General features: G+C 35.5%; 23 protein-coding genes and 1 other RNA gene. 22 read left to right on the plus strand and 2 right to left on the minus strand.

The window, feature by feature from the left end; translation table 11 throughout:
- Positions 1-10 precede the first annotated feature (10 nt).
- The 12 genes from panB to DES48_RS01505 all read left to right on the plus strand — a co-directional run bounded on the left by panB (position 11) and on the right by DES48_RS01505 (position 11,171).
- A complete protein-coding gene (gene panB, locus DES48_RS01450; protein WP_113866251.1) occupies positions 11-850 on the plus strand; it encodes a 3-methyl-2-oxobutanoate hydroxymethyltransferase in 840 nt (279 codons plus the stop codon).
- Positions 850-1,722, plus strand: a complete 873-nt coding sequence (gene panC, locus DES48_RS01455) for a pantoate--beta-alanine ligase (RefSeq protein ID WP_113866254.1) — start codon at positions 850-852, stop codon at positions 1,720-1,722. Before panB ends, panC begins: the two co-directional genes overlap by 1 nt.
- An 11-nt stretch (positions 1,723-1,733) precedes the next feature.
- Entirely contained in the window at positions 1,734-2,117 is a 384-nt protein-coding gene (panD, locus tag DES48_RS01460) for an aspartate 1-decarboxylase (RefSeq protein WP_079709678.1), read from the plus strand.
- A 159-nt stretch (positions 2,118-2,276) separates the two neighbouring features.
- A complete protein-coding gene (gene dinG / locus DES48_RS01465; RefSeq protein WP_245911253.1) occupies positions 2,277-5,078 on the plus strand; it encodes an ATP-dependent DNA helicase DinG in 2,802 nt (933 codons plus the stop codon).
- A gap of 57 nt (positions 5,079-5,135) precedes the next feature.
- Entirely contained in the window at positions 5,136-5,927 is a 792-nt protein-coding gene (locus DES48_RS01470) for a ComEC/Rec2 family competence protein (protein WP_170126142.1), read from the plus strand.
- 226 nt (positions 5,928-6,153) lie between these two features.
- Positions 6,154-6,324 carry a YpmA family protein gene (locus DES48_RS01475; protein WP_113866260.1) on the plus strand — a complete coding sequence of 57 codons (171 nt, stop codon included), beginning with the start codon at positions 6,154-6,156 and terminating at the stop codon, positions 6,322-6,324.
- Positions 6,290-6,817 carry a cell wall elongation regulator TseB-like domain-containing protein gene (locus DES48_RS01480; RefSeq protein WP_147232373.1) on the plus strand — a complete coding sequence of 176 codons (528 nt, stop codon included), beginning with the start codon at positions 6,290-6,292 and terminating at the stop codon, positions 6,815-6,817. Before DES48_RS01475 ends, DES48_RS01480 begins: the two co-directional genes overlap by 35 nt.
- A gap of 18 nt (positions 6,818-6,835) precedes the next feature.
- The gene (locus DES48_RS01485) at positions 6,836-8,023 is read left to right on the plus strand and encodes a pyridoxal phosphate-dependent aminotransferase (RefSeq protein WP_113866264.1); all 1,188 of its coding nucleotides are present in this window, start codon (positions 6,836-6,838) and stop codon (positions 8,021-8,023) included.
- A 24-nt stretch (positions 8,024-8,047) separates the two neighbouring features.
- On the plus strand, positions 8,048-9,340 hold the full coding sequence (gene asnS / locus DES48_RS01490) for an asparagine--tRNA ligase (RefSeq protein WP_113866266.1): 1,293 nt from the start codon (positions 8,048-8,050) through the stop codon (positions 9,338-9,340).
- Positions 9,341-9,442: 102 nt separating this feature from the next.
- On the plus strand, positions 9,443-10,132 hold the full coding sequence (locus DES48_RS01495) for a DnaD domain-containing protein (protein ID WP_079709671.1): 690 nt from the start codon (positions 9,443-9,445) through the stop codon (positions 10,130-10,132).
- Positions 10,133-10,150: 18 nt separating this feature from the next.
- A complete protein-coding gene (gene nth, locus DES48_RS01500; RefSeq protein ID WP_113866268.1) occupies positions 10,151-10,822 on the plus strand; it encodes an endonuclease III in 672 nt (223 codons plus the stop codon).
- Complete coding sequence (locus DES48_RS01505) at positions 10,809-11,171, plus strand: YpoC family protein (RefSeq protein ID WP_113866270.1); 363 nt, start codon at positions 10,809-10,811, stop codon at positions 11,169-11,171. The genes nth and DES48_RS01505 overlap by 14 nt, the downstream gene beginning before the upstream one ends.
- Positions 11,172-11,200: 29 nt before the next feature.
- On the opposite strand, the gene DES48_RS01510 is transcribed toward DES48_RS01505, so the two are convergent.
- Both DES48_RS01510 and recU read right to left on the minus strand, forming a co-directional pair.
- Positions 11,201-13,936 (minus strand): penicillin-binding protein 1A, encoded by a 2,736-nt coding sequence (locus DES48_RS01510; protein ID WP_113866271.1) that lies wholly within the window; start codon positions 13,934-13,936, stop codon positions 11,201-11,203.
- 18 nt (positions 13,937-13,954) lie between these two features.
- Positions 13,955-14,545: a Holliday junction resolvase RecU gene (recU, locus tag DES48_RS01515; protein WP_079709667.1), complete on the minus strand. Its 591-nt coding sequence runs from the start codon at positions 14,543-14,545 to the stop codon at positions 13,955-13,957.
- Positions 14,546-15,032: 487 nt separating this feature from the next.
- Between recU and DES48_RS01520 the strand changes: the two genes are divergently transcribed.
- From DES48_RS01520 to DES48_RS01565, 10 genes are all read left to right on the plus strand, one after another.
- On the plus strand, positions 15,033-15,233 hold the full coding sequence (locus tag DES48_RS01520) for a hypothetical protein (protein WP_113866273.1): 201 nt from the start codon (positions 15,033-15,035) through the stop codon (positions 15,231-15,233).
- A 120-nt stretch (positions 15,234-15,353) separates the two neighbouring features.
- Entirely contained in the window at positions 15,354-15,704 is a 351-nt protein-coding gene (locus tag DES48_RS01525) for a DUF1798 family protein (RefSeq protein ID WP_113866275.1), read from the plus strand.
- A gap of 118 nt (positions 15,705-15,822) precedes the next feature.
- Complete coding sequence (locus DES48_RS01530) at positions 15,823-16,083, plus strand: CotD family spore coat protein (protein WP_079709664.1); 261 nt, start codon at positions 15,823-15,825, stop codon at positions 16,081-16,083.
- A gap of 70 nt (positions 16,084-16,153) precedes the next feature.
- Entirely contained in the window at positions 16,154-16,720 is a 567-nt protein-coding gene (locus tag DES48_RS01535; protein ID WP_113866277.1) for an SLOG family protein, read from the plus strand.
- Between the two features lie 59 nt (positions 16,721-16,779).
- Positions 16,780-17,079: a cell division regulator GpsB gene (gpsB, locus tag DES48_RS01540; protein WP_370622732.1), complete on the plus strand. Its 300-nt coding sequence runs from the start codon at positions 16,780-16,782 to the stop codon at positions 17,077-17,079.
- Positions 17,080-17,184: 105 nt separating this feature from the next.
- Positions 17,185-17,568, plus strand: an RNA gene (rnpB, locus tag DES48_RS01545) — RNase P RNA component class B.
- 106 nt (positions 17,569-17,674) lie between these two features.
- Positions 17,675-18,823, plus strand: coding sequence for a THUMP domain-containing class I SAM-dependent RNA methyltransferase (locus tag DES48_RS01550; RefSeq protein ID WP_113866279.1), 1,149 nt, complete (start codon positions 17,675-17,677; stop codon positions 18,821-18,823).
- Positions 18,824-20,323, plus strand: coding sequence for a carboxypeptidase M32 (locus tag DES48_RS01555; RefSeq protein WP_079709661.1), 1,500 nt, complete (start codon positions 18,824-18,826; stop codon positions 20,321-20,323). It begins immediately after the preceding gene.
- Between the two features lie 182 nt (positions 20,324-20,505).
- Positions 20,506-21,468: a helix-turn-helix transcriptional regulator gene (locus DES48_RS01560; RefSeq protein ID WP_113866281.1), complete on the plus strand. Its 963-nt coding sequence runs from the start codon at positions 20,506-20,508 to the stop codon at positions 21,466-21,468.
- A gap of 76 nt (positions 21,469-21,544) precedes the next feature.
- Positions 21,545-22,186, plus strand: coding sequence for a type 1 glutamine amidotransferase family protein (locus DES48_RS01565; protein WP_113866283.1), 642 nt, complete (start codon positions 21,545-21,547; stop codon positions 22,184-22,186).
- The last annotated feature ends 281 nt before the right edge of the window (positions 22,187-22,467 follow it).

Consider the following 22,467-nt stretch of genomic DNA (forward strand, 5'->3'; position numbering starts at 1 on the left):
GGGAAGAAAGATGAAAAACAAAATTACATTACAACAAATGAAAGAAACAGATGATAAAATTACGATGATTACGGCTTATGATTATCCTACGGCTAAATTAGCTGAGCAAGCAGGGATTGATATGATTTTAGTTGGGGATTCCTTAGGAATGGTCGTATTAGGATATGATTCAACCATTCAAGTTACGGTTGAAGACATGATTCATCATGGAAAAGCAGTAACTCGTGGTGCATCAGATACATTTGTCGTGGTTGATCTGCCATTTATGTCCTACCACATATCATTAGAGGATTCGATGCGAAATGCAAAAGAAATTTTCCAACAGACTAATGCGCAAGCGATTAAAATAGAAGGGGCATCTCCAGAGATATTACAATTCATCACCAAATTAACGGATGCAGGTATACCTGTAGTAGCCCATATTGGTTTAACGCCGCAATCAGTAAATGTTTTAGGTGGTTTTCGTGTGCAAGGAAAAGATCAGGCAAGTATTGATAAACTAATCAAAGATGCCAAAGCACTGGAAGCAAGTGGAGCGATCGGTATTGTACTTGAGTGTATTCCAAAAGAAGTTGCACAGCTGATTACGAGTCAATTAACCATCCCAACCATTGGTATTGGTGCAGGAATCAATTGTGACGGTCAAGTTATTGTTTCTCATGATATCTTAAAATATGGAGTAGATCGTTTACCGAAATTTGTTCGCTCTTATCAAAACTTTAATGAAGTCATCCCACAAGCAATTGGCCAGTATATTTCAGAAGTAAAACAGGGTACTTTTCCTAATGCGTCCGAAAGTTATTTTTTATCTCCTGAATTGAGAACTGCTTTGAATTTGGAGGATGCCTAATGCAAGTAATTACAACGGTTCAGAAAATGCAAGAAATTGCGCAAACGTTAAAACAAAGCAAAGAAAAAGTTGGTTTTGTGCCTACTATGGGCTATCTCCATGAAGGGCACACCACTTTAATGGATGAAGCACGTACAAACAATGACGTCGTAATTACTAGTATTTTTGTAAACCCACTACAATTTGGGCCAAATGAAGACTTTGATAAATATCCACGTGATGAAGCGCGTGATCAGCAAATAGCTGAGAAACATGGCGTAGATTATTTATTTCTTCCAAACGTAGAAGAAATGTATCCAAGATTATCGGGCATTAGCATGGATGTGACTTCACGCGTTGATGTCTTGTGCGGAAAATCTAGACCAGGGCATTTCGCTGGTGTTGTAACAGTATTAACTAAGCTGTTTCATCTAACACAACCTGATCATGTATATTTCGGTAGTAAAGATGCACAACAAGTTGCCGTGGTTGATCAACTGATTAAAGACTTAAATTTCCCTGTTAGCTTACATGTAGTTCCAACTGTAAGAGAAGAAGATGGGCTTGCTAAAAGTAGTCGTAATGTCTATTTATCAACACAGGAACGTGCGGAGGCACCTGCACTGTTTCAAAGTCTTTCACTTGCACAACAAAAAATGTTTGACGGCGAAAAAAATCCTGCTATCATAGTGAATGAAGTGAAAAACTATATTCAATCCCATACTAGTGGAATGATAGATTATGTGGAACTATTAACCTTTCCTACACTGGAACTTGTTGCGGAAATCGATCAGGATGTAATTGTTGCCGTTGCTGTGCAATTTGAGAAAGCTAGGCTGATCGATAATGTCATCATTTCAACCGATGGATCGATTGATAATGTAGTATTGTAGGGGGTTTTTTTATGTATCGCACGATGATGAGAGCAAAAATCCATCGCGCTCGCGTAACCGAAGCAAATTTAAACTATGTTGGCAGTATCACGATTGATCAAGACATTATTGATCAAGTGGGTATTTTACCTCACGAAAAGGTGCAAATTGTCAATAACAATAATGGAGCAAGGTTAGAAACTTATGTTATACCTGGAGAAAGAGGTAGTAAGGTCGTTTGTCTAAATGGGGCTGCAGCTAGACTGGTTCAGCCTAATGATATTATTATTATTGTTTCTTATGCTTCTTTATCTGATGAAGAATTAACCACGTTTAAACCAAAAGTTGCGTTGATGAACGATAACAATGAGGTTGTTGAAGTAATCGATCAGGAACCACCATTAGCAACGATGTAACGGTAAAACTCTTATCAGCTTGTGTTTGATAGGAGTTTTACTTATATATAAGTAAGACTATGAAAACTTTTCAGAAAGCTCAGCATCTGTTAATCACCAACTCATTTAAAATGGGTTATTACAGATGGTTGGCGCTGTGAGAAATGTCGACAATGAAGGATGAGTAGATTGAATAAATTTGTCATAATCGATTTAGAAACCACAGGACATACGCCAAAACAAGGAGACCGAATCATTGAAGTTGGTTTAGTTGTGTACGAAGACGGAGAAGTGACAGAACAATTTACTACATTGGTTAATCCAAATATAGAAATCACACATTTTATTACACATCTAACTGGTATTTCGAATGATGATGTTCGACATGCGCCTATATTTGAAGAGATAGCGGATGAATTACATGCTATTATAACTGATGCTTATTTTGTTGCGCATAATGTTCCGTTTGATTTAGGATTTATTAATGCTGAATTTGAGCGTGTTGGCTTGGAGCCTATCAACCTTTCAGTGATAGATACCGTAGAGTTATCTCGGATTTTTTTACCACAAGCGTCAAGCTACAAATTAGGTCAATTAGCTGAATCATTACATTTTGTACATACATCACCACATCGCGCGCTATCAGATGCACTGGTCACCACAGAATTGTTAGATTACCTTTTAAATAAGTTGAAAAGTCTTCCATATGAAACATTGCGTAAACTAATGCTGCTAGAAGGTAAACTAAAAAGTGATTTGTCCGCTATATTTGATGAAGCCCTTAACAAAGCAATCTTTATAGCTGATGAAACGAATCAGATCGAAGAATTCCGAGGTTTTGCCTTTAAAAAACAATCAGTTACTAATTTTCCTCAATTAACGGAAACCCCTTCTTATGGTGAGTTAGTTGACCATTTGTTTTATGAATCTTCTGGTTTTGCCAATTATTTAAATGATTTTGAAGCAAGACCTAGCCAATATGAGATGGCGACAACCATTTATGACACGTTTCAATCAAAAAAACACGCGATGATTGAAGCTGCTACAGGGACTGGTAAATCACTCGCATATCTAATTCCAGCCATCTATCAAGCAGTAACAAACCACGAAAGAGTGATTGTTAGTACGCACTTAACACAATTACAACGCCAATTAATGGAAAAAGAAATCCCGTTGTTAAAACGTGTCCTTCCTTTTCCATTTCAAGCTGTGATGATCAAAGGTAAACAACATTACTTGAGTTTAGCAAGATTTGAACAAGTGATGCAGTCACTCGAATTTGATAATTATGATATTACTTTAACAAAGGCGATTTTGTTGGTTTGGTTAACGGAAACTTGGACAGGAGACTTTGATGAATTAACGCTTCCTTCAAGTGGAGAGCGATTTGTTCGTACAATCTCTACAGAAGCAGAAGGGGGATTAGATCCTCAATCTCCATGGTTTCAACATTCTTTTTATCTAAAAGCGATTAAGAAAGCACAAAAAGCTGATGTTGTTATAACTAATCATGCTTTATTGAGTAGTAGTCTCACCAATGAAAAGCAAGTTTTGCCGGCTTTTAAAAAGTTAATCATTGATGAAGCACATCATTTAGAAGAAACAGCAGCTAAACACGTTGGTTTTCAATTACATTATGTAGCTGTTCATCGTTTACTGAAGGGGATTGGTTCTACCGAAGATGGAACCATTCATCGTCTAGCTGAAAGAGAAAGTGTGATTGCAAACGTACTGCTGGATCAACAATGGGATAAACGTTGGGAAGATGCGAAAGCTGAACTTGATCAGTTATTTCGACATTTGTTTCAGTATGTCATGAAAAAACAATACCAACAAGGAGCAATGAGTGATGTTGGTAGATATCAATATACTTTTTCTTCAACCGATCATACCGATAAACAATGGCAAAGTATTTTAGAAATGGTAAATAGATTAGTTGTGCTTCTGGAAGATCTAAAAGAGGTGTTGTCACATCTATCTAGTTATTTTGTCAAAGCGAAATATCCGACAGATATTATCCAAGAAATTGATTACTTTAAGGAACAACTGGACATAACCATTGAACGTATCCGCATCTATTTCTTACAACCAACTTTAGATACGGAAGTAAAATGGATAGAAATTGACAAAGATGGAGCACAAAATTCAGTTTATTTGTATCAAGAACCAATTGACGTTGGTGAAAAACTTCAAACGCAGTTATTTAAAAAAATGGAAAGTATCATTTTAACGAGCGCAACGATGACGGTAAAACGATCTTTTGCTATTTTTAAAGAACGATTAGGATTTACAAATAATGAAATAGTCGAAAAACAAATTGATTCACCCTTTTCTTATTCTGATCAAGTACAATTGTTAATTCCTAATGATTTTCCTGTAGCAAAATTTAATCAAATGGATGACTTTATTTATGCTACATGTGAAGCAATTGTTTCTTTGGCAGAACTAACTAAGGGGAGGATGCTAATATTATTTACCTCTTATGACATGCTTAAAAAAACATATTATTTATTAAAGGAATGGGTAGAAGACGAGTATATGTTGATTGCACAAGGCATTTCAAGTGGAAGTCGTTCTCGTTTGAAAAAAAACTTTCAAACATTTGAGCAAGCCATTTTACTTGGTACGAATTCTTTCTGGGAAGGGGTAGATATTCCTGGTAGTGACTTAACTTGTGTTGTTATTGTTCGTTTACCATTTCAACCACCTAATCACCCTGTTTATCAAGCAAAAGCCAATTTTTATAAAAAGCATGGGCATAATCCGTTTATGTCTGTTGCATTACCGAATGCAGTTATTCGATTCAAACAAGGTTTCGGAAGATTAATTCGCTCAAGTAAAGATCGGGGCATAGTTTTTGTTTGTGATGATCGTTTAATGACAGCAAAATATGGAAAATATTTTATCGATTCGATTCCGCCAATCGACATCCATTATCAAACAACGAAAGAATTGTTGGAAACTGCAGAAGATTGGTTATGATGTTCGTTATCTTACATACCCTAATCATATGTATGAATGATAAGTAGGTGGTCTAAGATGAAACAGAAGATAAAGTCATTTATAATAGTACTTAGCATAATAATGTGTTTTCCATTGCCCGCTATAGCTAAAACACAGTTGCCTATGCAAGAAGATCCTCAGTTATTACTTTCCTTTTTTAATTTACCTGAGGGAGAAGCTACTTTAATCCAAACAACTGGAGATGAGAATTACTTAATCAACACGGGCTCAGACAACAGTACCACTGAATTGATCAATCAATTAGAAGAACTGGGTGTTACCAAACTAGATGCCATTATTTTGTCTAAACAAACAGAAGACTATATAGGGAATCTTCACTATCTTCTTGATCATATTGCAGTGAAAAATTTAATTGTAGCCGCAAAACCGTTGAATGAATTTTCTAATCAGGTTAAATTACAACAATGGGAAAAAGGAGAGCAACATAATTTAGCCAATCATTTGCAATTCCATGTTTTTGATACTTCGGTTGATGGAGAAATGACGTTTACTATTCAATATGGTGATAATAGCATGTTGTATATGGGATTTTCTGAACAAATAAATAAGGATTTAGTTATTCAAAATTCAAATAGTAAACCAGATATTATCAAAGTGCCTGATTTTGCGCAAAATAATTCACCGAGTGAGACACTCTTAAAGGCAATTGATCCACACATAGGTATTATTTTTAATTCAAGCTCAGCAAAGTTAAATCCACGACTTGTTGAAAGATTAAACGAGTCATGGATTGACGTATATCAATTAAAACAAGTAGGTACGACCATTATTCAAATGACCTTAACGGACTACGAGGTTATCTCCTAATTAATTTGAGAATTGGTAAAAAAGCTGTGTACATAAATGCACACAGCAAAAAATGGGTAAGGATTAAATTTAGTTGAAAATAAATATTCACCATCAAAATTCGGTAAAAAACTGTTATAATGGAGACATATTTCTTCTCAACGCACTATTAGTATGGTGTTGCTAGTATCATTCTATGTTTAGCAAATAAAGACAATAAAAATATTTCATGTAGGGGTTTTGACTAATGAAGGATAAAATTGAAACATTATCTACCGTTCGACTGACATATACAGAAGATTTATATAAAATAGTGGATAGCTTAAATCGAATTTTAAAAGAAGATGATTTAATGTTTGGTTTAGCCCTAGATGAGGATGACAATGAGACAGCAGTCTTCACGATTTACCGTACCTAATTGGATAAAGTGGACCACTGTAATACTCGTTTTATGCCTAGTCGCAGTATTTGTGTATGTTGGTCATCTTTATCAAACAATTCAATCCAATAAACTGTCAGGATTTGCCGAGTCAGAAGAAAGTGTCTTAAATGAAACGGATATGGTTACTGTTAATCAAACAGAAAGGTTTCATGGTACAGACTTTTACCATGTCTTTATCGGAGACAACAAAGATGGTGATCGGTTACTAGCTTATGTAAACCAGACGAATAAAGACGAAGAAATTCATACTTTTTCTTTGAACAATTTAATGACGAAAAAGCAATTAACTAGTCAATGGAAAAATGAATGCGAAAGTTGTCAGTTGTTACATTCAACATACGCAATAAGAGATACGACACCTTTGTTAGAATTGACTTATATAGATTCACAGAACCGACTGACTTATCGTTATTATCAATTAGATAACGGAGAGTATGAAAGTGGTATTTCTTTCTCTAACCAGTATTAAAAAAGGATAGGTGATTTTATGAAGTTAGCAGATCGAGTAAATGCATTGACGCCATCAACAACGTTAGCAATTACGGCGAAAGCAAAATCCTTAAAAAATGAGGGGCATGACGTCATTGGATTAGGGGCTGGAGAACCAGATTTTAATACGCCATCTTACATATTGGATGCTGCTAAAGAGGCAATGGATCAAGGATTCACCAAATATACTGCTTCCGGTGGCACGTTAGAACTCAAACAGGCAATTATTGATAAAATGAAATCTGATCATGCATTAAATTATACGGAGAAGGAAGTAATTGTGACTACTGGAGCTAAACATGCGTTATATACTTTATTTCAAGTAATCCTTAATCCGGATGATGAAGTAATTATCCCAGCACCATATTGGGTGAGTTATCCGGAGCAAATTAAATTGGCACAAGGACAACCGGTTTTTGTCAATGCGGAGGAACAGAATAATTTTAAAATTACAAGAGAGCAATTACAACAAGCTATAACGGAAAAAACAAAAGCGATTATCATCAATTCACCAAGTAACCCAACTGGGGTGATGTATTCCAAAGAAGAATTGGAAGCATTGGGAGAAGTTTGTCTAGAACATGGGTTATTAATTATTTCCGATGAGATCTACGAAAAATTAATTTATACGCAAGATAAACATGTTTCCATTGCGCAACTTTCAAAAGATTTGAAAGAGCAAACCATTATTATTAATGGCGTCTCTAAATCCCATGCGATGACGGGGTGGAGGATAGGTTATGCTGTTGGTAATCAAAAAATAATTCAAGCCATGACCAACCTTGCGTCGCATTCTACGTCAAATCCAACTTCAATTGCGCAAGCTGCAGCTTTAAAAGCTTATACAGATTCAAGAGAGCAGGCGTTAAGCGAAATGAAAGCGGCATTTACCCAACGTTTGAATACAACATACGAGTGGTTAACTGCTATTCCGGGGATCACTTGTGTCAAACCAAAAGGAGCTTTTTATCTATTTCCTAATGTGAAGCAAGCGGTAGAAATGAACGGTTTTGATTCAGTGGATGCATGGGTTGAAGCATTATTAGAAGAAGAAAAAGTTGCTTTAGTACCTGGTAGTGGATTCGGATCTCCTAATAATGTTCGCCTATCTTATGCCACTGGTTTAGATCAATTAGAAGAAGCTACCAAACGAATTCAACATTTTGTTGAAACACATCAAGTATAATACTAGTTTTTGGAGGAGTTTGTTATGAAAACAACAATAGATCAAGTAAAACATTATGTAGGACAAGAAGTTACCATTGGAAGTTGGCTTTCCAATAAACGTTCTAGTGGTAAAATTGCATTTCTTCAATTAAGGGATGGAACAGGATTTATCCAAGGAGTTGTTGTCAAAGCTGAAGTAAGTGAAGATACATTTCAATTAGCTAAAAACATGACACAAGAGACTTCATTGTACGTCACAGGAATCGTAGCCGAAGATAGTCGTTCCCCATTTGGCTATGAATTACAAGTTTCGAGTATCGAGGTTATTCATGAAGCTGTTGATTTTCCAATTACACCTAAAGAACACGGAACAGAATTCTTAATGGATAACCGCCATTTATGGCTACGTTCTAAAAAACAACATGCAATTATGAAAATCCGTAACGAAATTATTCGTGCTACATATACCTTCTTTAATGAAAATGGCTATATCAAAATTGATCCACCGATCTTAACAGGTTCAGCTGCAGAGGGAACAACAGAGCTATTCCATACGCAATATTTTGATGAAGAGGCTTATTTATCTCAAAGTGGTCAATTATATATGGAAGCTGCTGCAATGGCGTTTGGAAAAGTATTTTCATTTGGCCCCACATTCCGTGCAGAAAAATCAAAAACACGTAGGCACTTAATTGAATTCTGGATGATAGAACCAGAAATGGCGTTTATGAACCATGAAGATAGCCTGCAAGTACAAGAAAACTATGTATCTTATATTGTAGATGCAGTTCTGACCAATTGTAGCCTTGAATTACAAACATTAGAACGAGATGTAGAAAAATTAGCAAAAATCAAAGCGCCATTTCCAAGAATCTCTTATGATGATGCAATTGAATTATTAAAAGAAAAAGGTTTTGATGACATTGAATGGGGAGAAGACTTCGGTGCACCGCATGAAACTGCAATAGCTGAAAGCTTTGATAAACCAGTCTTTATTACGAATTACCCAGCTGAGATTAAGGCCTTTTACATGAAACCAGATCCTAACCGTCCTGAGGTAGTATTATGCGCGGATTTAATAGCTCCTGAAGGATATGGTGAAATTATTGGTGGTTCTCAACGAATTGATGATGTAGAATTAATGAAACAACGTTATGAGGAACATGCGCTGTCTGGTGATGCCTATCAATGGTATTTAGAGCTACGTAAATACGGAAGTGTGCCACATTCCGGTTTTGGTTTAGGATTAGAGCGTACAGTTGCTTGGTTATCTGGTGTTGAACACGTAAGAGAGACGATACCATTCCCTCGTTTATTAAATCGTTTATATCCTTGATATTAGGAAAACCTTTGACTTATGTGTCAAGGGTTTTTTACGCTTTTTAATATATTCGTATTCGTGACATGTCTATGCTACAATACTTTTTGAGGTGAACGTATGAAAGACAAACAAGCAATACAAGTGATACTACAAGATCAACTATCTATACCAGCACGCCTACTATCGGATTATCCCTCCGTCGGATTAGACGAGAAAGAACTAGTTATTGTTTTAAAAATATATCAGTATCAAATAGAAGGTGTTTTATTCCCTACACCAGAAGAAATTACAGCAAAGACGACAATTGATCAACAAGAATGTGCCATGCTTCTTAGACAATTAATTCAAAAAGGCTTATTAGAGATTGAAGAGTCATCTGCTTCTGAATCCTTAAGAAATGAATATTATTCTTTAGAGCCTTTATGGGCAGTCTTGTATACTAATAAATCGAAGAAAAAAGATGATTCAAACAAGCAAGAGCAAATGAATATTTTTATCCTTTTTGAACAAGAGTTTGGTAGAGCTCTGTCTCCCATTGAAATTGAGACAATTAATATTTGGATAGATCAAGATGAACAACAACCTGCACTTATTAAAGCAGCACTCCGGGAAGCTGTGTTAATGAGTAAATTAAATTTTAAATATATTGATCGTATTTTACGAGAATGGAAACGACAAGGCATTCATACGGTGGAGCAAGCACGACAACATAGTAAAGCATTTCATACTGGTCCATCGCAAGTGGAAAGAAAAGAAACCACTGAACGAGATGCTTCCTTGTATTACAATTGGTTAGAAGAGGATTAAGATAAGAGGGGATCAGTAATGCTAAATCAAAAACAAATACGATATACATTGGATGTCATGGAAGAAATGTTTCCTAACGCAGCCTGTGAGCTCGTGCATAAAAATGCCTTTGAACTGTTAATTGCAGTCGTCTTATCTGCACAATGCACAGATGCATTAGTAAATAAAGTAACAAAAGAGTTATTTAAAAAATATCAGACACCAGAAGACTATTTAGCAGTTTCACTAGAAGAATTGCAACAAGACATTCGTTCGATTGGATTATATCGTAATAAATCAAAAAATATACAAAAGTTATGTCAATCTTTAATCGACGAATTTGATGGAGAAGTTCCACATTCAAAAGAAGCACTAGAAACATTGGCTGGTGTAGGGCGGAAGACAGCTAATGTAGTTGCCTCGGTGGCTTTTGGAGAGACAGCTATTGCTGTGGATACACATGTAGAACGTGTTTCTAAACGATTAGCTATCTGTCGTTGGAAAGATTCTACCTTGGAAGTAGAGAAGACATTAATGCGAAAGGTACCAAAAGAAGAATGGAGTGCCACCCATCATCGAATGATTTTTTTTGGAAGATATCATTGTAAAGCGAAAAGCCCAAATTGTGATGTCTGTCCTTTATTATCTATCTGTCGAGAAGGACAAAAAAGAATGAAAAAAAAGGAACGTGAACAACATGTTAATCGATAAAGGTAAAGAATGGATCGAGAATTGGAAAGCAAATCATCAAGCAATAGCCGATTTATTTCAACAACGTCGCTATCCAGAGGCTAAAGAACCCGTGCAATATTATACTAAACAGTTAGTACTAGTATTGGGTTGGTTGAATGATACCGAACTAATCGTAGATAATACGTTAAGTGAAAAAATAACACAGCTAACTTATGCACCATTTAATAGCCAAGAACGCATTCCTTTTATCTTACAACAGCCGGAACAATATTACTGTTACATACAGTTAAATGAATTATATAAAGAAACAGAAAAAATATACGCTAAAGTTGCTATATTAAAGCAAAAAACAAGAAGCCAGCAATAAGCTGACTTCTTGTTTTTTATTACTTACCTTTATTCACTGTTTTCGCTGTCCTCATTGCCACTGCCGTTTTCCTCTGAGTTCTGTTCCTGTTCTGAATTGTCAGTGTTTCCTTGTTGGTCATCAGCGGAATTATTATCATTATCAGATGAAGGGTCTGTTTCCTGATCATCCGCGGGAACACTAACTTCTACTGATTGTGCTCCACTTGTGTTGCTTTCATTATTCTTATCAATCGCTGTAACACGAATGGTATATGTTGTATCAGGTTGTACATTGGTTATTTGTTGTGTAGTTCCCTCAGTTGATGTCGTATTTCCAGATCCAGCGTCTACTTGAAAGCGAACATCTTGATCACCTTCATAGCCCCATGAGACTGTGATACTATTTGATTCTTGATTATATGTTCCAGATAAATTAGAAACAGCCGCAATTTGTTCAGGCTCTTCGTCAGGAACATCCACTTTTACCGTTTTTGCCTCACTTACATTGCTTTCATTATTAGCATCGACCGCTGTTACATTAATAGTATAAGTTGTACCAGGCTCTACATTGGTAATTTCCATTTCTGTATTTTCAGTCGTGGTTTTATTACCTGAACCTGCATCTACAGAAAATTGTACCTCTTGATCACCATTGTATCCCCATGAAACATTGATACTATTTGATTCTTCATTATATGTCGCAGTCAAATCAGAAACAGGATCTAGCTGATCATATTTCTCAGACGTTTTACTAGGTTCATGTCCTTTTTTAAATAGTTCAGTAACGATTTGAGAATCTGGTGTATACGCACTTGGTTGTTTCGCAGGATTTGATCCTTTTTCTACAGCAACCTCAACTACAGAGTCTGGCATTTCAAAATCTGGAGTATCTTTACCTTCTGAAATATGACTCATAATCTCATGAAATAGTTTTTGCGATATTTTTGTATCTGCAACAGCAGTTTTATTGTCTTCAGGGTAGCCTGACCATATTGCTATCGAATAGTTACGTGTGTAACCGGCAAACCAAACATCAGGACTTCCGCTTTTTGAACTGTCGGCTAAGTTTGTCGTACCAGTCTTACCTGCCATCGGTAGACCAGATACTTTAGCAGTTGTACCTGTACCACTGTTGACTACTGATTTAAGCATATCCGTAATCATATAAGCCGTCGCATCAGACATAGCTGCTTCAGGTTGAGATTTTAGCGTTTCAGATTGACCATCACTAAAAACTACTTCCGTTACTGCATATGGCTCTGTATAGATACCTTCGTTTCCAAATGCACTATAGGCACCTGCCATTTCTAATGGCGTTACATTCGCGCTACCTCCTCCGATTCCATCTGTTATTACTGGTTTTTCGCTTAATTCAATTCCTAATCCACTCGCAAATTCAGTAGCTTGGTCTAAACCAACTTCTTCTAACGTTTTCAATGCAGGTACGTTTAATGACTGTTCCAGAGCATATCTTATACTCATCCAACCTTGATAACGTCTATTCCAGTTTCTAACTACATCATCTGTTCCAGCAATAGCATATGGTCCATCATCATTGATTTGATGGTAAGTGGACCAATTCAAGTATTCAATTGCAGGTCCATAATCAAGAATTGGTTTAATAGAAGAACCTGCTTGCCGACCATCACCTTGGAAAGCAAAATTCCAACCGTTATTATTTTCTCTATTACGGCCACCACCAATTGCTCGAATAGCTCCAGATGTGGTATCAACGACAGCAATACCTGACTGTAATTCATCATCTGGAAACTGAATTGGATTATCTTCAGAATTTGATAAAACAAGCTCTACCTCTTCTTGAGCATTAGGGTCTAATGTTGTATAAATTTTCAAGCCATCCGTGTAAATGTTAGCACCTAGTTTTGCTTCCACTTCCTCAGCAACTTTTTGAATGAACGCTTGATATTCCGTGTCTTGTTGTTCTGAAGGGTTAAGCATATCTTCTATTTTTACTTGTTTTGCTTCTTTTGCTTCTGCCTCGCTAATTTTATCATGGCGAACCATTAGATCTAATACCGTATTCATTCGTTCTTTTGCAAGATCTGGGTTAACCGTTGGATCATAAGCAGATGGTCGCTGCGGAAGTCCAGCTAATAAAGCAGCTTCCGGTAACGTTAATTCGCTTAAGTCAGTTTTACTAAAATAAGTGTTTGCTGCTGTCGCGACGCCATAAGCTCCAGATCCGTAATAAATTTTATTTAGATACATCTCTAAAATTTCTTGTTTCGAGTACTTTCGATCTAGTTGAATGGCAAGCCACTGTTCTTGTACTTTTCTTCTAATTGTCTTATCCGTTGATAAAAATGAGTCTTTCACAACCTGCTGGGTAATGGTACTCGCCCCCTCAGACCCAAAACCGTCTGTGACATTGGCAATAACCGCACCTCCGATACGTCTTAAATCAATTCCGGAATGTTCAAAAAAACGAACATCTTCAGTAGCTAAAACCGCATCAATTAATAAATCAGGTAATTCATTATATGAAACCTTCGTTCGTGTTTCGGTACCCAAATCTGCATAAAGTTCCTTATTCATATCGTAGACTTTAGTTGATGCAGGGTCGCTTAACATGGAAGCGTCTAAATCTGGTGCTTTTGCAATATAATAAGTGAATAATCCACCTACACCAATCGCTGTGACTAGGAAAATGATACCTATAATTAATAAGGTTTTTTTAAATATGGATTTTTGCTTTTTCTTTGATTGTTTATTTTGTTTTTGTTGTTCTCTTCTTGCTGTTCTAGATTGGCTTTCATTTGCCATAATTGTTCTTCCTCCGTTCTAAAAATAAAGCTGGTCAATTACTTTTAAGTAATCTACCTGAGCTGGGTAATGAACAGGAACTTCAATACCATTGTTTTTAATATCCTGATACGGAATAGATTTTCTTCCACTATTAAACTGACTATCCCAGTATGGGAAAAGTTTCAACGCAGGAAAAAAAAATGTTTGATTATAAGATGCAAATCGAACAAGAATAAAACATATACCTTCATGTTCAACAACCGAACGCATGTGGTTTATTTGATGTTCATGCACATTACTAAGTGGAAAGGATGTTTTATTTTTCGTTTCTTTTGCCTCAAAGTCAATATATTTGCCACGATATATACCATTATAATCTGTAGTCGATGCTTGTTTAAAATATGCCTCTTTAATAACTGCAGCACTTCTCTTCGGGTAATCAACGTTAACAATTTGCACTGGCGTTGGCTTTTTGTGAATAATTGCAGCATTTGTTGTACGATAATACATATTTGTATTATTAATATCTTCTTCTAGGGTCATTCCTCGATTACTAAACGTTGTTGTTTTCTTTATTTTGTTACGATTTACTAGAGAAGAAGATTTCTTCCCGTTCGGATAGTTCATAGTTTTCCCTCCTGCTTGCCAGTATCATAACAAAAACATATGGGTTTGAGAATAATCTTATATACTTTTACTATATTTTAATTACAAAAGCCTATTTTTAACTCTGTGTGTAGTTAATAGTAGTAAGACACTTTCTTATTATACGACGAATCGTGATTTTACACAAAAAAATAACTATTGTCGCATTCGCAACAATAGTTATTAAGTAATGCTTCATTTAAGTAGATGGACGGTTGGGACCATCTAATTTTTTATCAACTGGAGCACCTTGTCGTTTCGATTCTTTGACTGATTTCGTTTGACGTTGGCGTTTATCGGCTTTAGCCATAAGTATCCCTCCTTTTAACTATTAGTTTGATAAAATAATGAAAAATCATACGCGATTTTTGGTGTTTTTGTTAGATTACTTCTAGTTTTGTCAAGTGTGAAGGAGAAGAAGGGGAAATGAAGAATGGAGTAGGTACAAAATGAAGAGGGAGTGTAAATAATGCTGCATATACAAACGAAACCTTTCACGATCAATGAAGTAAATAATCGATTTATCGCACTTTCGGATAAATTGCAATTAATCGAAGAGCAACTTATTGTTACAGCCAATACACTTATCGAAGAAATCCATTGCAATCATCACAATGATATTGGGCAATTTCAAAAGAGTATAGTTGCTTTACAAAAAGAGATAGAGTAAGATTTTTATTAGTTATTATTACGTCATGCTGTTTAAATTAGAAAGAACAAATAAAAGCGAAACAAACGACTGCATTATCTTCATAAAGCATGGTAAAGTGAATAAGCAGGGGGGATATATATTTCAGTAAAAGAATTAACGTTTGAATTAAAAGAAAAATTAGCAAAACTTAAAACAAACTATTATCAGCAAGAGAAACCAGAATATAGAAGAGATCCTGAATTTTTTAATCTTGTCAAGGAAGAGACACTTCCTGTTTTTCAATTAGCTGAAAAATGGTCAGAAGAAACGGCTAAAAAGGTAAAAGAAAGAGAATTACGGATTCATCCACAACAAGTAGCATCAACAAAAGAAAATGTGGAATTATTGTTGATGCATAGTTACTATATTGATGTGAAAGAAACAAGATACATGAATTTATATAATTCGGTACAATATGTGTTAGATATCATTCTTGAAGATTTAGCATAAAAGAATTTATAGATAAATTCATTATAATTAGGACGAACGCCAAGACAAGTTTTTCTTATTAACATAGGTTATAGTGTAGCAGTGTTAATTACACTAAATTTATGAAAGGAGAATTTTTATGCGGCCTCGCCCACATGGTTGTATGACAGGACCTGCAAAAACAGTGGTTTGTCCAACCAATTGTAATGAAGTGCATACGTTTAGCCAATCTGATGTTAATTACATTCATCCTTCTCATACCAATGTAGTTAATCATCACACAATTAAAAACACTCATTTTTATCCACATTCTACTTCTTACCAAAATACCGTGAATAGCACAAATGTATATGGAGGTTCTTTTGAAGTCCCGAACCAACGACCTCCATTTTTTCGGTAATTTATTCTAACGTAACTTCGAAAAGGCTGGGACTACCAGCTTTTTCATTTTTAAAGGGTGATGCAATAACGTGAAAGTACTAACAGTGACAGGTTACAAACCACATGAAATGAATATTTCATCGATAAATGATGAAAGAATTACATACATTAAAGAAACAATAAAAAGAAGATTACGTGTATTCTTGGAAGAAGGTCTCGAGTGGATATTGGTATCTGGGCAAATTGGAGTAGAACTTTGGACATGTGAAGTCACGTTGGAATTGCAAGAAGAATATCCAATCCAGTTAGCTGTTATTCCACCCTTTGATCAACAAGATAGTAAATGGCCAGAGGGTTTACAAGAAAAATATCAGTTGATTCTAATGGAAGCTGACTTTGTTCAACTTCTATACGATTCTGCTTATAAAGGGCCATATCAATTCCAAGCAAAAAATAAATTTTTAACAGATAAAAGTGACGCGTGTTTACTTTTATTAGATGAAGATAATCCAGGATCAGTGAAGTTCTTTTTAGAAGAAGCGCAAAGTAAATCTGAGATTTCAAATTATCCTATGTTTACCATTACTCCCTTTGATTTAGAAGATACCGCGCAAGAAATACAGAATGAACAGGGGGAAAATTGGAACAGTAATTGACAATTCACAATAAATTTGAAAAAATACAACTAACGTCTGTGAAATTCGAGGTGAAAATGATGAGCGAAGAAATTAATCAAATAAGTACAAAAGAAATACTTGATAAAGAATTTAAAACTTCCATGCGAGGATATAATCAAGAAGAAGTAGATGCATTTTTAGATATTATTATTAAAGACTATGAAGCGTTTTTAAATCACATTGAGAAATTAGAGCAGGATAATAGTCGATTACGAAAACAATCCGAACAAACGAGAAGTAGACCAGTAACATCGAATCATCAAGTGAATTATGATATTTTGAAACGTTTATCAAATTTAGAGAAGGCTGTGTTTGGTAAGAAGTATGCTGATTCATAATTTTTGAAGTATCCAATTATTACTACTAGTCTGTTTGTTATCAATATGGTATAGTAATAATGTCGTCTTTTAAATGAAATCAACATATGAAATCTTACAAAATGAATGTTTGCTGTAATCGCTGCGTAATTTACTACGTAGAGGAAAGTCCATGCTCACACAAGCTGAGATGCTTGTAGTGTTCGTGCTTGATGAATTCATAAATCAAGGGAGCCATATGTTGGTTCACGGCAGAGTAAATACCTAAGTCATTTGATATGGTGTGATGCTCTTGAAAGTGCCACAGTGACGTAGTCAGGTTGGAAACAACTTGAGTGGAACGAGGTAAACCCCACGAGTGAGCAACCCAAATTTAGGTAGGGGCATCCTGGATTAGGGAATACAACCGAAACAGGGACAAGCTTTATGCTTGTAGATAGATGATTACAACTTACGTACGAGGTTGACCACCGTTTGCAGTACTATAGTAACAGAACATGGCTTACCAAACATTCATTGGTCTATACTATTTACAAAACACAAACACCCTTCTAATAACAGCATTGTTATCAGAAGGGTGTTATTTATTTTATGTAGATGAAAGGAATTTTGAATTATGCCAACAACAGTAACATTACTTGCTACATCTGCAATGGGGTTGGAATCTATCGTTGCAAATGAAGTGAAAGCGTTAGGTTATGAGGATGTACAAGTAGAAAACGGTAAAGTAATATTTAAAGCAGATATACAAGCGATTCCACGTTGTAATCTGTGGTTACGCACTGCAGATCGATTGAAAGTAATTATAGGAGAATTTGAGGCAACAACTTTTGATGAATTATTTGAACAAACAAAAGCGCTTGCCTGGCATGAATATATTCCAGAAGACGGATCTTTTCCTGTTACTGGTAAATCTGTTAAGTCCATACTCTACAGCGTGCCTGATTGTCAATCTATTGTCAAAAAAGCGATAGTAGAAAAACTAAAACAAAAACATGGTGTCGCATCAAGAATGCCGGAATCAGGTGCACTGTATAAAGTTGAGATTGCGCTCTTAAAAGATAAAGCAACACTAACAATTGATACATCAGGAGCTGGTTTACATAAACGAGGGTACCGAATCGGACAAGGGGAAGCGCCTCTTAAAGAAACACTTGCAGCGGCTCTTGTCCAATTAACCAATTGGAAGCCTGATTATCCTTTAGTTGACGTATTTTGTGGGTCTGGAACTATCTTAATTGAAGCTGCATTCATCGGTCAAAATATCGCACCAGGATTCAATCGGTCCTTTGCCTCAGAAGAATGGGCATGGATAGGTGATAAAAGATGGGCACAAGCTTTTGATGAAGCAGAATCACTAGCAAATTATGATCAGGCATTAGACATAACTGGTTCAGACATTGATCCCAAAATGATCGAAATTGCTAAAAACAATGCAATGGAAGCCGGGCTAGCCGATTTAATTCAGTGGAAGCAAATGCAAGCAACCGATTTTCAACCGAAAGTTCCAAATGGCTATATCATTAGCAATCCACCATATGGTGAACGGATAGGCGATAAAAAACAAGTAGAAGCGTTGTATGAGGCGTTAGGAGAAACGATGAGACTGCATCCGTCATGGAGTGTTTATGTGCTTACTTCAAACGAAAAGTTTGAATCATTATATGGAGCAAAAGCAACGAAACGACGTAAACTCTTTAATGGATTCATTAAAGTTGATTACTATCAGTACTTTGGAAAGCATGAAAAAAAGGGGGAGTCTTAAATGGAAAACGTGAAACAAATGGAAGAAAAGTTTCGTGCTTTATTACAGGAGCAAGATAGCTACCGCGAAGCACTATCACTTGTGCAATGGGATCTACGTACCAAAATACCTACGAAAGGTACCGACCAACGTGCAGAAGTTATTGGGTTACTTTCACAAAAAATCCATCAAATAAAAACTTCTGATGAAATGAAAGAGTGTATTGATCAATTAAAGAACCAAACAGGGGATGCTATCTTACAACGGGCAGTGGAGGTTTGTGAGGAAGAATACCAACGAAGTAGCCTGATACCAGATGAGGAACACAGAGCTTATATTACATTACAATCAAAATCTGAATCGATTTGGCAACAAGCAAGAGATGAGGATAATTTTGAATTATTACAACCGTATTTGGAAGAACTAGTTGCTTATAATAAAAAGTTTGCTACGTATTGGGGGGCCACCACCAATAAATATGACCAGTTGCTAGATTTATTTGAACCAGGTGTCACAACTGCGTTATTAGATCAAGTTTTTGAACAAGTAAGAGATGGACTAACCGATTTAGTGCAACAAATTAGCCAAGCTGATCATCAACCTGATAGTCATATATTAACGCATTATTTCCCGAAAGAAGCGCAAGAAAAGTTTAGCTTAGATGTTTTACATAGAATGGGATACGATTTTCAATCTGGTCGATTAGATGAGACAATTCATCCTTTTGCCATCGGTATTAATCCAAATGATGTACGGATTACGACACGTTATGATGAGCAAGATTTTCGAATGGCTGTATTCGGAACAATCCATGAAGGAGGTCATGCACTATATGAACAGAATATCGACAATGCATTAGCGCAGACACCTTTGGCTACTGGGACATCAATGGGTATACATGAGTCCCAATCACTATTTTGGGAGAATTTTGTAGGGCGTAGTAAATCTTTTTGGAAGGTACTAATGGAAGACTTTAAAAGCGTTGCGCCTGAAGCTTTTCAACAAATAGATTTTGAAGACTTCTACGGCGCAGTTAACGAAGTGAAACCATCGTATATTCGAATTGAGGCAGATGAATTAACCTACTGTTTGCATATTATGGTTCGTTATGAATTAGAGAAAGCTCTAATTGATGGTGATCTAGCTGTAAAAGATTTACCGGAAGCATGGAATGACAAAATGGAGGCTTATCTTGGTATTAGACCAAGCACAAACAAGCAAGGCGTGTTACAAGACATTCACTGGTCTGGAGGGGATTTTGGTTATTTTCCTTCTTATGCATTAGGGTATATGTATGCTGCACAATTGCATCATCAAATGCAACAAGAGATGGATGTAGAAGCGGTGATCGAATCCGGTGATTTTTCACCAATTACGTCATGGTTAACCGAACATATCCATCAATATGGAAAAGTTAAAAAACCATTAGAATTAATTAAAGAAGTAACTGGATCCTCATTAAATGCAAGTTATTTAGTTACTTACTTAACAAACAAATATAAAGCAATATACAATTTATAATCTATCAAGGGGTATCGTCATGGAATTACGGATTTACAACGCTAAGCCTATTTCCAAGACGATTCCCTTTTTTACAACGTTAAGAAAGTTACAAAGACCACAGAGAATCTAATGCGAGTCCTTTTTTTGAATTAAAATGGTATTTTCTTAGTAAATTAGTATATTCTCAGAGGTGGAATTACATGCCTAAAATTGACAATATGTTAGCAATACTATGGATGCTCAGGTCAGGTCAAAAGCTTACTGCAAAACAAATTTCAGAAAAGTTAGAGATGAATATAAGAACTGTTTATCGTTATATTGATACACTTTCAACAAGTGGCGTACCGATAATTTCAGAACCAGGACATAACGGTGGATACAGTTTATTGAATAATTTTATTAAGGCTCCTCTTTTTTTTGATTTTGAGGAGTATACTTCATTATTTCACGCTGCTGTGTTTGCAGAAGAAGCCGGATATTATGGAGGTGAAGCACTAAATAGGGCGATTTCAAAACTAAAAAAATTCTCAAATCAAGAGCAGAAAACAAAGATAAACCAACATTTAACTAGTCTTGAAGTAATAAGTCGATTAAGTTCATTATCTATGGAATATTTTCTGAAGGAGTTGGAACGTGCCGTAGTTGACCAGTACGCAGTAAAAATTCGTTACAATAAAAGTGACGAAAAACAATTAAATTATAGATTGTTCGATCCATACAGAATTATCTATTGGAATAATAAGTGGTATGTGATTGGATTTTGTCATCTTAGGAATGATATTCGTAGTTTTCGAGCAGATAGAATTGAAAGTCTAATGCTAACCGAAAATAAGTTTAACCGGCCAGAAAATTTTTCGGCACGGGACTTTTTTATAAAAAATCTTCTTCCCACTATAGAAGATAAAGAAGGGATTATTTCTTTGGTTATCAGTGGGGATAAAAGTGTATTGGCTGATATTAGCCAACATTGGTTTTTGGGACATTATTTACAAGAACGGACTTCAAATCAAGCAGTTTTTCTTCTTGAAAAAGATATAATCCATACTTATGTACCTTATTTACTTTTACCGTACAATAAAGCTATTAAAGTTATTGAGCCAATAAGCCTTAAAAAAAGACTTGTTGAAGTTCTATCGGAGTTAATAAAATTTCATCAAGTGTAATATAACTTCCCTGACGTTAAGTGTCAGGGAAGTTATATTATACTAGCTATATTAATTATGATTGGAGTGTCATCAGATGCAAACAAAAAAAGCTTTTCTATATGTATTTCATACAATGTCGGACTGGGAATATGGATATTTAATTACTGAACTAAACTCAGGAAGATATTTCAAAAGAGATTTAGCACCTCTAAAAGTAATTACAGTAGGAGCTAATAAGGAAATGATTAGTACGATGGGGGGATTGAGCGTAAAACCAGATATTTCTATTGATGAATGTGCTTTTGACAATAAAGATCTTTTAATCTTACCAGGAGGGACTACTTGGGGTGAAAAAATTCATCAACCTATCTTGGAAAGAATAGGTCAAGTATTAAAGCTTGGCACTATTGTTGCTGCAATTTGTGGTGCAACTGATGCCCTCGCGAATATGGGATACTTGGATACTAGAAAGCATACAAGTAAGAGCTTAGAATATACTAAAATGGTGTGTCCTAACTATAAAGGAGAAAAGTTTTATGAATTGGAACCTGCCGTATCTGATTCAAATTTAGTTACTGCATCAGGAATAGCTCCTCTGGAATTTGCAATGGAGGTACTGAAAAAATTAGATGTATTTACACCAGATACCTTACATTCATGGTATAAGCTAAATAAAACTCATAAACTTGAATATTTCTTCCAGTTAATGAAATCAATAAATAAAAGAAGCAACTAAAAAGCTCAACTTCTCTATTTTGGTATGTAGAGAAGTTGGGCTTTTTAATTTGTAATTCTCTTATCGTTGTCAATCCGGATTTTCCTGGCGCTATCTTTAACTATGGATGTCTATTGAATAAACTAACTAACCATCCATGAACAAATTATGATTATACCAATTATATTACAACTAAATTTATTCCTTACAAAAAGTTGCGCAGCAAAGTTTTGAAAAACGCAAACGATAATAAGTGGCAACGGTTCTACATACAAAAGATGTGTATTTTTAATAGGGTGATT

The organism is Paraliobacillus ryukyuensis (assembly GCF_003315295.1).
Lineage (GTDB): Bacteria > Bacillota > Bacilli > Bacillales > Amphibacillaceae > Paraliobacillus > Paraliobacillus ryukyuensis.

Coding starts and splice junctions, on each gene's coding strand:
- nth (WP_113866268.1), top strand. CDS start 10,151: ATGCTAAATCAAAAACAAATACGATATACATTGGATGTCATGGAAGAA.
- asnS (WP_113866266.1), top strand. CDS start 8,048: ATGAAAACAACAATAGATCAAGTAAAACATTATGTAGGACAAGAAGTT.
- DES48_RS01565 (WP_113866283.1), top strand. CDS start 21,545: ATGCAAACAAAAAAAGCTTTTCTATATGTATTTCATACAATGTCGGAC.
- panB (WP_113866251.1), top strand. CDS start 11: ATGAAAAACAAAATTACATTACAACAAATGAAAGAAACAGATGATAAA.
- DES48_RS01495 (WP_079709671.1), top strand. CDS start 9,443: ATGAAAGACAAACAAGCAATACAAGTGATACTACAAGATCAACTATCT.
- dinG (WP_245911253.1), top strand. CDS start 2,277: ATGAGTAGATTGAATAAATTTGTCATAATCGATTTAGAAACCACAGGA.
- DES48_RS01475 (WP_113866260.1), top strand. CDS start 6,154: ATGAAGGATAAAATTGAAACATTATCTACCGTTCGACTGACATATACA.
- DES48_RS01485 (WP_113866264.1), top strand. CDS start 6,836: ATGAAGTTAGCAGATCGAGTAAATGCATTGACGCCATCAACAACGTTA.
- DES48_RS01480 (WP_147232373.1), top strand. CDS start 6,290: ATGAGACAGCAGTCTTCACGATTTACCGTACCTAATTGGATAAAGTGG.
- DES48_RS01530 (WP_079709664.1), top strand. CDS start 15,823: ATGCGGCCTCGCCCACATGGTTGTATGACAGGACCTGCAAAAACAGTG.
- DES48_RS01510 (WP_113866271.1), bottom strand. CDS start 13,936: ATGGCAAATGAAAGCCAATCTAGAACAGCAAGAAGAGAACAACAAAAA.
- DES48_RS01505 (WP_113866270.1), top strand. CDS start 10,809: ATGTTAATCGATAAAGGTAAAGAATGGATCGAGAATTGGAAAGCAAAT.
- panD (WP_079709678.1), top strand. CDS start 1,734: ATGTATCGCACGATGATGAGAGCAAAAATCCATCGCGCTCGCGTAACC.
- gpsB (WP_370622732.1), top strand. CDS start 16,780: ATGAGCGAAGAAATTAATCAAATAAGTACAAAAGAAATACTTGATAAA.
- DES48_RS01520 (WP_113866273.1), top strand. CDS start 15,033: ATGCTGCATATACAAACGAAACCTTTCACGATCAATGAAGTAAATAAT.
- DES48_RS01560 (WP_113866281.1), top strand. CDS start 20,506: ATGCCTAAAATTGACAATATGTTAGCAATACTATGGATGCTCAGGTCA.
- DES48_RS01470 (WP_170126142.1), top strand. CDS start 5,136: ATGAAACAGAAGATAAAGTCATTTATAATAGTACTTAGCATAATAATG.
- DES48_RS01550 (WP_113866279.1), top strand. CDS start 17,675: ATGCCAACAACAGTAACATTACTTGCTACATCTGCAATGGGGTTGGAA.
- panC (WP_113866254.1), top strand. CDS start 850: ATGCAAGTAATTACAACGGTTCAGAAAATGCAAGAAATTGCGCAAACG.
- DES48_RS01555 (WP_079709661.1), top strand. CDS start 18,824: ATGGAAAACGTGAAACAAATGGAAGAAAAGTTTCGTGCTTTATTACAG.
- recU (WP_079709667.1), bottom strand. CDS start 14,545: ATGAACTATCCGAACGGGAAGAAATCTTCTTCTCTAGTAAATCGTAAC.